We start from the raw sequence: 9,632 nt of genomic DNA, 5'->3' as shown, positions 1-9,632 counted from the left end.
GCGGCCCCGACGCCCTTCGGCTGCGTCTCCCCGACGCCCGCGCCAACAAGGCGTGGCGGATCATTCTCGACACCGCCGACGATTCCGTCGTCGACGCCGCCTCGCCGCTTGCCGATCGGGTGCGCATCGCCGGCCGCTCGACGATGGCGCTCGCGGAAGTCGACGCGCCGTCGCCGCGAATGCGCGCCCCGACCGCGCGTGAGGTCGAATCCCTCGCCGAAGCGGCCGGCATCGCCGGCGATTGGTGGGACGTCGCCGGTCGACGGACCATCGTTTCGGCCGCGACGAAACTTGCGGTGCTCGACGCTTTGCGCCTGCCGGCCGCGACGCAGGCGCAAGTGCGCGAGAGCCTCGCCAAGCTTGTCGCCGAGACGAGCGCGCGCCGGCTGCCAGTGACCCACGTCAGCCGCCTCGACGCGCCGCGCCTTGTGCCGCTGCGCGCCGACCTCGCCGAACCGGCGGGTCCGACCGACGCGACGATCCTGACCGAAGACGGCGGCGCGATGGAGTTCCGCGCCGAGCCGGGCGAAGCGGGCCGCATTGCGCTCGCCGACGGACGGACGATCCTCGAGCGGCTGATCGTCCTGCCCGACCTGCCGGTCGGCCGCCATCGCCTGATCATCGACGGCGTCGAATGCGCGCTCGTCGTCGCGCCGGCCGAAGCGCATCTCGCCAAGGCGGCGCTCAGGCGGCGCTTCGGCGTCTCGGCCCAGCTCTATGCGCTGAAGCGCGACGGCGACCAGGGGATCGGCGATTTCACTACGCTCGGCCGCGCCGGCGCACTGGCGGGAGCGGCCGGCGCCGCCTTTTTCGGCGTCAGCCCGATGCACCACCTGTTCCCGCACGACCGCGAACGCGCAAGCCCCTACCACCCATCGGACCGGCGCTTCCTCGACCCGATCCTGATCGACGCGCTCGACCCTTGCGGCCTGCCCGAAGACGACGTCTGCGCCGCCGCTCTCGCCGCGCTCGGCGACCAGATCGAAGCCGCCTCGTCCGCGCCGGGCGTCGAATATTCGCCGGCCTGGGCGATCAAGCGCGAGGCGCTCGCGGCGCGCCACGCCGCCTTCGCGCGGGCGCGCGTCGCCCGGCCCGAGGATTCCATCTTCGCCGATTACGACCGCTACGTCGCCGCCGGCGGCGGGGCGTTGCGCCGGTTCGCGATCTTCGAAGCGATCGCGGCGCGGCGCGGCGGCGAGGATTGGCGCCGCTGGCCTGCGCCGCTGCGCGACGGCGAACGCGATGCGCTTGCGCGCGCCGCGGCCGAGGAATCCGAGGCGGTCGGCTTCGCCTTGTTCAGCCAGTGGCTCGCCGACCGCCAGCTCGCCGCCGCCGCCGAACGGGCGAAAGCCGGCGGGCTCGAGATCGGCTTCTATCGCGACCTCGCGGTCGGAGCGGCGCCGGACGGCGCCGAGAACTGGGCGCGAGCCGGGGAGTTGGCGCGCGCCGTCACCGTCGGCGCGCCGCCCGACCCATTCTCGACCTTGGGCCAGATCTGGAATCTGCCGCCGCCCGACCCGCTCGCTTCGGCGCGCGACGGCTGGCGCGGCTTCTCCGCGTTGATCGCCGCCAACATGCGTTCCGCCGGCATGCTGCGCATCGACCACGCGATGGGCCTGACGCGGCTGTTCGTCATTCCGTCGGGCGCCAAACCGGCCGAAGGCGCTTATCTCGCCTATCCGGTCGACGACCTGCTCGGCCTCGTCGCGCTGGAAAGCCAGCGCGCGCAATGCGCCGTCGTCGGCGAGGACCTCGGCACCGTGCCGCAGGGCTTCAGCGAGAAGCTGAGACGCTCCGACATTCTCGGCATGCGCGTGTTGTGGTTCGAGCAGCGCGGCGGGCAGTTCACGCCGCCCAAGGACTATCCCGCCCTGTCGGTCGCCTGCGTCACCACCCACGACCTGCCGACGCTCGCCGGCTGGTGGTCGGGCGCCGACGTCGCCGAGCGTTTGGGCCTCGCCATGATCGACCTCGTGGAGGCCGATCGCCGGATCGTCGAGCGCCTCAACGAGAAACGCGCGCTCGCCGACGCGCTCGCCGCGCACGGCCTGATCGCCGAGCCGCCCGACTTCGCCGCGCCGCCGACCGACGCGTTCGCCGCCGCCGTTCACGCGTTCCTGGCCAGCTCCGGTTCGCTGTTCGCCAGCGCCCAGGCCGACGATCTCGCCGGCGAGCGGACGGCGACCAACCTGCCGGGCACCGACCGCGAGCGCCCGAATTGGCGGCATAAGCTGGCGCTCGACGTCGAGGCTTTGTTCGCCGCGCCGCGCGCCAAGGACATCCTCGCGGCAATGGCGGAAAAGCGGCGCTAGCGCGCTCGACGACCAGCGCCGCAATGAAAAACCTACGGCGGCGCAGCGTAGGAAGCGGGGCGCCGCCGGGCGGGTCGACGCCCTTGCCGGCCCGCCGGGCGGCGCCCATATGCGACTGCATGTCGCAACTTCCATCAGAACCGCTGTTTGTCGTCGCGCCCGGCGACGTCAGCGGGCCCGGCGGCGGCGCGCCGCCCTCCCTCTCCGACGACCAAGCGCTCGACGCCTATTCGCGCGTCGTCACCCAGGTCGTCGACCGCGTCGGTCCGAGCGTCGTTCGCATCGACGTCAAGCGCGGCGGCCGCAACGCCGGCGCCGGCTCGGGCGTGATCATTTCGCCCGACGGACTCGCGCTGACCAACAGCCACGTCGTCCAGGGCGCGCGCAGCGTCGTGCTGACAACGCTCGAAGGGCGCGAGTTGCAGGCGCGCGTGCTGGGCGACGACCCCGACACCGATCTGGCGCTGCTGCGCGTCGACGAGGACGTGACCCTGCCGGCGGCCACGCTCGGCGATAGCGGCCGGCTTCGCCGCGGTCAGATCGCCATCGCGATCGGCAATCCGCTCGGCTTCGACGCGACGGTGACCGCCGGCGTCGTCTCGGCGCTCGGCCGCTCGCTGCAATCGCGCACCGGCCGGATGATCGAGGACGTCGTGCAAACCGACGCGGCGCTCAATCCGGGCAACTCCGGCGGGCCGCTCGTCTCCTCGGCCGGCGAGGTGATCGGCATCAACACCGCCATCATCATGGGCGCGCAGGGCATCTGCTTCGCCGTCGCCTCCAACACCGCCCATTTCGTCGCCGGGGAAATCGCGCGCCACGGTCGGGTGCGCCGCGCCTATATCGGCGTCGGCGCGGCGACGACGCCGATCCCGCGCCGCGTCGCGCTGCGCCTCGGGCTCGAACAGGGGAGCGGCGCACGGCTGCTCAGCGTCGACCAGCGCGGCCCGGCGGCCCACGCCGGGCTGCTGACCGGCGATCTGATCATCGCGCTCGACGACAAGCCGGTCGCCGGCGTCGCCGACCTGATGCGCCTGCTCGACGCCGACAAGATCGCCCGCACGGTGAGCGTCGACTTCATCCGCCGCTCGGAACGGTTGCGGCTATGGATCGGGCCGCAGGATCGCGCGCTGGCGCCGCTGGCGCGCGCGAGCTGACGGCCCTGCCCGAGGACGGAAGCGGCTCGAGATGACCCCGACTTGAGCGCAGGCTGTGGACGGCGCGCGGATAAGCTTGTGGATAACTGAAGGAAAAGCTGGGAATGACCCGCCGCGTCAACGGCGCTTCGGCGCGACCAGCGGCCCCGGGATCGCCGCTTCCGCCTCGGCGCGAATGCTCTCCTCGTGGTGGGCGATGAACCGGCTGGCGAGAACGGCGCCGATCGCGGCGGCGATCAGCGCCGCGATCCCGACCGGGCGCGCATAGTGCTCGAAGGCATGTCCGAGGGCGTAGCCGCCCGCGCCGAAGATCGTCGCCCAGATGACGCCGCCGAGCGCGTTGAACAGCAGGAAGCGCGGCCAGGCGAGATGATTGACTCCGGCGAGGAAGGCGGCGAAGGCGCGCAGCACGGCGACGAAGCGGCCGAAGAAGACGATCTTGCCGCCGTGCCGCTGAAATAGATATTGCGCCACCTTGAGCCGCCCTTCGTCGACGCGGATGTAGCGCCCGTAGCGATAGACGAGCGGAAAGCCGAATTCGCGCCCGACCCAATAGCCGCAGTTGTCGCCCAGGATCGCCGCTGCCGCCGCGCAGAGGACGACGAGAACGATGTTGAGCGATCCGGTGGCGGCGAAGACGGCGGCGCTGACCAGCGCGGTTTCGCCCGGCATCGGCACGCCCGCGCTCTCCAGCGCGACAAGGAAGAACACGGCGAAATAGCCGTAGTGCGCAATGAAACCGGTGAGATGGTGGAGGAACGGCATCGGCGGGGCTCGTGCGCGGGCTTCATCGTCGGGCCGAGCCCTCTTATCGCATCGAAAGGGCCGGCGTAAGCCGCGGGCGGGCGGGCCGGCGCCCTGGCGGCCGACCGCCCCTTCCCCTATGACGGCGTGCGTCCGCGAACTCGGAGGCCGACCATGACGCCAACCCAACGTTTCCTCGCCGTCCTGGCGGCGTTGATGGGCGCGTCGGGCGTCGCGCTGGCGGCGGCGGCCGCTCATGTCGACGGCGGCGAATTCGCGCGCACGGCGTCGTTGTTCCTGATCCTGCACGCTGCGGCGCTCATCGCCGTCAGCGCCCATCGCGCCGGCTTGTGGCCGTCGCTCGCCGGTCTCGCGCTGGCGGCGGGCGCGATCCTGTTCGCCGCCGATCTCTCGGCGCGCGCCTTTCTCGGCGCGAGGCTGTTCCCCTACGCCGCGCCGATCGGCGGCTCGCTGATGATCCTAGTCGCGCACGAACTCGAAGCGGTCGACGTCGACCAGCCCCTTGTCGGTGATCTTCAGGTGCGGGATCACCGGCAGCGGCAGGAACGCGACCTGCAGGAACGGCTCCTGCAACACCACGCCGAGGCTCCTGGCGGCGGCGCGCAACGGGATTAAGGCCTCTCGCACCTCCTCGAAGCTCAACAGGCTCATCAGTCCGGCGACCGGCAGCGCCAGCTCGGCGAGCACCTTGCCGCCCTCGGCGACGACGAAGCCGCCTTCGAGCTCGACCAGCCGATTGACCGCAACCGCCATGTCGACTTCGTCGGCGCCGACGACGGTGATGTTGTGGCTGTCGTGGCCGACCGACGAGGCGATCGCGCCGCGCTTCATGCCGAAGCCGGTGACGAAGGCGACGGCGAGGTTGTCGTTGAGGCCGTGGCGGGCGACGACCGCGACCTTGACCAGATCGTGGTCGAGATCGATCCCCCGCAGGCCGTTGGCGAACGGCAGCACGGCCGGCACCCGCTCGGTGATGATCTTGCCCGGTACGACGCCGATCGCCTGGGTCGACGGGCCCTGCCCGTGCGCGGCGAAACTCGCCGCCGTCACCTTCCGCGCTTTCACGCTGCCGCGCCCGACCGGCGCGACCTTCGGCCGCCCGGCGAACAGTTCGTCTCCGACCACGCGGCCGGCCGAAATCACTCGCGACACCGCGCAGGATTCGAGATCGTCGAGCACGACCAGGTCGGCGCGCCAGCCCGGCGCGACCAAGCCGCGGTCGCGCAGGCCGAAGATGCGCGCGGCGGAAATGCTGGCGGCGCGATAAGCGGCGAGCGGCGGCGCGCCGAGCGCGATCGCGGTGCGGATCATGAAGTCGAGGTGGCCTTCCTCGGCGATGTCGAGCGGATTGCGGTCGTCGGTGCAGAACGCGATGAAAGGCGAGTTGCGCTCGGTGATGATCGGCGCCAGCGCGTGGAGGTCCTTGCACACCGAGCCCTCGCGCACCAGGATCTGCATGCCCTTGGACAGCTTTTCCAGCGCCTCCGGCAGGGTGGTCGTCTCGTGGTCGGTGCGCACGCCGGCGGCGAGATAGCCGTTGAGGTCGAGGCCCCTGAGCAACGGCGCGTGGCCGTCGATCGGCCGATCCTGAAAGAAGGCGAGCTTCAGCAGACAGGCGGGGTCGCCGGCGAGCAGGCCGGGGAAATTCATGAATTCGGCGAGGCCGAGCGCCTTCGGGTGGCCGGCGAGCGGCAGCAGGTCGTCGATCTCGAGCTCCGCGCCGGAGGTCTCGAGGTGGGTCGCCGGCACGCAGCTCGACAATTGCACTCTGAGGTCGAGCGCCGTCGCCAGCGCGGCGTCGAGAAAATACTGCAAGCCGTCGACGCCGAGCACGTTGGCGATCTCGTGCGGGTCGCAAATCGCCGTCGTCACCCCGCGCGGCAGCACGCAGCGGTCGAATTCGAGCGGCGTGATCAGCGACGACTCGACGTGCAGGTGGGTGTCGATGAACCCGGGGACGATGATTTTGCCGGAGACGTCGATCTCCGTGTAGCCGCGATACTCGGCCTGCGTGCCGACGATGCGGTCGTCGCAGATCGCGACGTCGCCCGTCTTGAGCTCGCCGCTGACGAGATCGAAGACGCGGCCGCCCTTCAGCGCCAGATCGGCGCGAAATCGGCCTCGCCCCTGGGCGATGGCGCGGGCGAGGAATGCGGCGACGTCGTTCATCGGCTTGAGCCTCCGAAGAGTGCGGACCGGGGCGATGTTCTCAGGCTTGGCCCCTCTTCACAAGGCCGACGGAGCGCGGCGGGGCGACGCGCGACGCCGGGCGCCGGTCAACCGCCGGAGGCGTGCGTTCGCGCCACGCGAAAGGTCGGGCCGTCGGGACCGAAGGCGGGCTCGACGACAAAGCGCTCCTCGGGGTTCATCCGCCCGAGCGGCGTCGCCCCCTGCGGCGTCACCAGCGTCGCGTTCTCGCCGACGAAGACGATCACCCGCCGGTTCAAGTCCTGCAGCCCCGCGGCCATGCGACGCAAGTCGTCGAAATAGGGCTGCTTGCGCCACGCCTGCGGCGAGCTGGGATCGACCTGGGCATAGAGGAAGCCGTTGCCGGGAAAGATCGACAGCACGATGCGCGAGCGCTCCGGCTTCCAGACGTCCGCCACGCTCGCGTCGGACATCCACAGGCAGAAGAATTCACGGCACTGCTCGGGGCGGTCCGGATGAATCGAGCAGCCCGCCCCGGCGGCCCAATGCCGGCACCACTTTCCCGCCGGCTTCTCAACCGCGGGAATGTGAAACAGCTTGCAGCACATGCCGCAGCTGCCGCATTCGCGCCGCTCGGGGGCCGCCGGCCGGGAGACGATCTGGACCATGCCTCCCGCTTAGCCGAAGGGGCGAAGGCAGGCAATGACGCCCCGGCATTGCCAGTGCGGGCAAAACTTGCTTGAACGCGCCCATGGCAAAGCTCACCCACGTCGGCGCGTCCGGCGAGGCTCGCATGGTCGACGTCTCCGAAAAGGCGGCGACCGAACGCGCGGCGATCGCCGAAGGACGCGTCGTGATGCGGCCCGAGACGCTGGCGCTGATCCGCTCCGGCGACGCGAAGAAGGGCGACGTGCTCGGAACCGCGCGGATCGCCGGCATCATGGCGGCCAAGCGCACGCATGAGTTGATCCCGCTCTGCCACCCGATCGCCCTGACCAAGGTCACGGTCGACCTCGCGCTCGACGAGGCGCTGCCCGGCGTCGTCGTACGCGCCGAGGCCAAGACCGTCGGACCGACTGGGGTCGAGATGGAGGCGCTGACCGCCGCCGCCGTCGCCTGTCTCACCGTCTACGACATGGCCAAGGCGGTCGACCGCGGCATGCGCATCGAGGCGGTGCGGCTGGTCGACAAGCGCGGCGGCAAATCAGGGCATTGGCGGGCGGAGAGCCAAGGGTGAGCCGCTCCCCGTTGATGCCGGTCGAGGAGGCGCTGGCGCGCGTGCTGGCCTGCGTTCCGGGTCCGCTCGGCGAAGAGTTCGTTCCGCTCGCCGAGGCCTTTGGCCGCACATTGGCGCGCGACGTCGCTGCGCGCCGCGTCCAGCCGCCTTTCGCCAATTCGGCGATGGACGGCTACGCGCTGCGTGCGGCCGACGCGACAAGCGCGCAAGCGCGTCTGACCGTCGTCGGCGAAGCCGCGGCCGGCCGCCCCTTCTTAGGCCGCCTCAAGCCCGGCGAGGCGGCGCGCATCTTCACCGGCGCGCCGCTGCCTGAGGGCGCCGATGCGGTGGCGATGCAGGAGATCGCTGAGCGCGACGGCGACGCCGTAATCATCGAAGCGCCGGTCGCGCCGGGAGATCACGTCCGTCGGCGCGGCTGTGATTTTGTCGAAGGCGAAGTCCTTCTATCGGCCGGCCGTCGGCTGACCGCCCGCGACGTGGCGCTGGCCGCCGCCGCCGATCATCCGACGTTGGCGGCGCGGCGGAAGCCGCGGGTCGCCATCCTGTCGAGCGGCGACGAGCTCGCCGCGCCGGGCGAGGCGCGCGGGGCGGCGCAAATCGTCGCCTCCAACGCCTACGCCATCGCCGGCGTCGTCGCGGCGGCGGGCGGCGAGCCGCTCGATCTCGGCGCCGCGCCCGACGATCCCGCCGCGCTCGCCGACCGCCTCGCCGAAGCGCGGCGCGCCAACGCCGACGTGCTGACGACGATCGGCGGCGCCTCGGTCGGCGATCACGACCTCATCCGCAAGGCGCTCGCCGACGCCGGCATGTCGCTCGACTTCTGGCGCATCGCCATGCGGCCGGGCAAGCCGCTGATCCACGGTCGCATCGGCGCGATGAGCGTGCTCGGCCTGCCCGGCAATCCGACCTCGGCGACCGTCTGCGCCGTTCTCTTCCTTCGTCCGCTCGTCCGCGCGCTGCTCGGCGATCCGCGGGCCGGCGCGGACCCAAGCGAGCCGGCGCGCCTCGCGGCGCCCCTGCCGGCCAACCAAGAGCGCACGGCCTATCTGCGCGCGACCCTCGCCGCCGGCGCAGACGGGGAAACGCTGGCGACGGCGATCGCCGATCAGGATTCCTCGCTCGCCAAGGCGCTCGCGCGCGCCGACGCGCTGCTGGTCCGCAAGATCGGCGCGCCGCCCGCGGCGATCGGCGAGGCCTGCCAGATCATTCGCCTGACGCCACTCGGGGCCTGAGCCTCCGCCCCTCGGCAATTGCGCTGAAACAAACCGGTTCGCCGCCGGTTTGCTTAGGTTTATGCGATTGCGAGGGGAAGATGAGGCAGACTGGGATTTTCAACGCCGGATACGGCGCGGAAGCGTTCGGTTTCCGCGATCTCGCCGGACTACACTGGAACCATCACGCGCCGCAGCTCTACATTGAGGCCGTCCGCCGCAACGAGGCTGTCATCGCTCAGGGCGGCGCCCTCGTCGCCGAGACCGCCCCCCACACCGGACGAAGCCCGAAAGACAAAGTGATCGTCCGTGACGCCACCACCGAGGACACGGTCTGGTGGGAGGGCAACAATGCGATGACGCCCGAGCATTTCGAGACGCTGCTCGGCGATTTCATCGACCATGCGCGTGGACGCGAGCTGTTCGCCCAGGACCTTTACGCCGGCGCCGATCCGGACGCGCGCGTGCGCGTGCGCGTCTTCACGGAGTACGCCTGGCACTCGCTGTTCATCCGCGATCTGCTGATCCGGCCGCAAGCGAATTCGCTGGCTGCGTTCATTCCCGACCTGACGATCGTCGATCTGCCGTCGTTCCGCGCCGACCCGGCTCGCCACGGCACGCGCTCGCAGACGGTGATCGCCTGCGACTTCACCCGCCGCATCGTGCTGATCGGCGGCACCCGCTACGGCGGCGAAATGAAGAAGTCGGTGTTCAGCTATCTCAACTTCATCTTGCCCGACTCCAACGTGCTGCCGATGCATTGCTCCGCCAATTTCGGCGGGCCCGACGACGTCGCGATCTT

8 protein-coding genes and 1 pseudogene are annotated in these 9,632 nt (G+C 71.0%); 6 read left to right on the top strand and 3 right to left on the bottom strand.

Annotation, left to right across the window (positions count from 1 at the left end):
• Window positions 1–2,312 (top strand): 4-alpha-glucanotransferase (malQ, locus tag ABSF49_RS19990; protein WP_424114389.1); only part of this gene is annotated, 2,312 nt, incomplete at its 5' end.
• Between the two features lie 119 nt (window positions 2,313–2,431).
• Entirely contained in the window at window positions 2,432–3,469 is a 1,038-nt protein-coding gene (locus ABSF49_RS19985) for a S1C family serine protease (RefSeq protein WP_424114388.1), read from the top strand.
• Window positions 3,470–3,586: 117 nt separating this feature from the next.
• Here ABSF49_RS19985 and ABSF49_RS19980 read toward each other — a convergent pair whose 3' ends face one another.
• Entirely contained in the window at window positions 3,587–4,234 is a 648-nt protein-coding gene (locus ABSF49_RS19980; RefSeq protein ID WP_424114387.1) for a DedA family protein, read from the bottom strand.
• A 153-nt stretch (window positions 4,235–4,387) separates the two neighbouring features.
• On the opposite strand from ABSF49_RS19980, the pseudogene ABSF49_RS19975 reads away from it, so the two are divergent.
• Window positions 4,388–4,621 (top strand): annotated as a pseudogene (locus ABSF49_RS19975) (DUF423 domain-containing protein); the annotation flags it as partial.
• A 72-nt stretch (window positions 4,622–4,693) separates the two neighbouring features.
• Here ABSF49_RS19975 and ade read toward each other — a convergent pair.
• The gene (gene ade / locus ABSF49_RS19970; protein WP_424114386.1) at window positions 4,694–6,403 is read right to left on the bottom strand and encodes an adenine deaminase; all 1,710 of its coding nucleotides are present in this window, start codon (window positions 6,401–6,403) and stop codon (window positions 4,694–4,696) included.
• 107 nt (window positions 6,404–6,510) lie between these two features.
• On the bottom strand, window positions 6,511–7,050 hold the full coding sequence (locus ABSF49_RS19965) for a YkgJ family cysteine cluster protein (RefSeq protein ID WP_424114385.1): 540 nt from the start codon (window positions 7,048–7,050) through the stop codon (window positions 6,511–6,513).
• Between the two features lie 83 nt (window positions 7,051–7,133).
• On the opposite strand from ABSF49_RS19965, the gene moaC reads away from it, so the two are divergent.
• From moaC to ABSF49_RS19950, 3 genes are all read left to right on the top strand, one after another.
• Window positions 7,134–7,619 (top strand): cyclic pyranopterin monophosphate synthase MoaC, encoded by a 486-nt coding sequence (gene moaC / locus ABSF49_RS19960; RefSeq protein WP_424114384.1) that lies wholly within the window; start codon window positions 7,134–7,136, stop codon window positions 7,617–7,619.
• 14 nt (window positions 7,620–7,633) lie between these two features.
• Window positions 7,634–8,851 carry a molybdopterin molybdotransferase MoeA gene (locus tag ABSF49_RS19955; RefSeq protein WP_424114390.1) on the top strand — a complete coding sequence of 406 codons (1,218 nt, stop codon included), beginning with the start codon at window positions 7,634–7,636 and terminating at the stop codon, window positions 8,849–8,851.
• 80 nt (window positions 8,852–8,931) lie between these two features.
• On the top strand, window positions 8,932–9,632 hold a 701-nt coding region (locus tag ABSF49_RS19950), incomplete at its 3' end, for a phosphoenolpyruvate carboxykinase (ATP) (RefSeq protein WP_424114383.1).

Source organism: Roseiarcus sp., from assembly GCF_049514155.1.
Taxonomy (GTDB): Bacteria; Pseudomonadota; Alphaproteobacteria; order Rhizobiales; family Beijerinckiaceae; genus Roseiarcus.
This window is presented reverse-complemented; position numbering and strand designations above follow the sequence as displayed.

Bases quoted from the DNA above. Each gene is read 5' to 3' on its own strand.
- ABSF49_RS19985 (WP_424114388.1), top strand. From the start codon at position 2,432: ATGTCGCAACTTCCATCAGAACCGCTGTTTGTCGTCGCGCCCGGCGAC.
- moaC (WP_424114384.1), top strand. From the start codon at position 7,134: ATGGCAAAGCTCACCCACGTCGGCGCGTCCGGCGAGGCTCGCATGGTC.
- ABSF49_RS19955 (WP_424114390.1), top strand. From the start codon at position 7,634: ATGCCGGTCGAGGAGGCGCTGGCGCGCGTGCTGGCCTGCGTTCCGGGT.
- ABSF49_RS19965 (WP_424114385.1), bottom strand. From the start codon at position 7,050: ATGGTCCAGATCGTCTCCCGGCCGGCGGCCCCCGAGCGGCGCGAATGC.
- ade (WP_424114386.1), bottom strand. From the start codon at position 6,403: ATGAACGACGTCGCCGCATTCCTCGCCCGCGCCATCGCCCAGGGGCGA.
- ABSF49_RS19980 (WP_424114387.1), bottom strand. From the start codon at position 4,234: ATGCCGTTCCTCCACCATCTCACCGGTTTCATTGCGCACTACGGCTAT.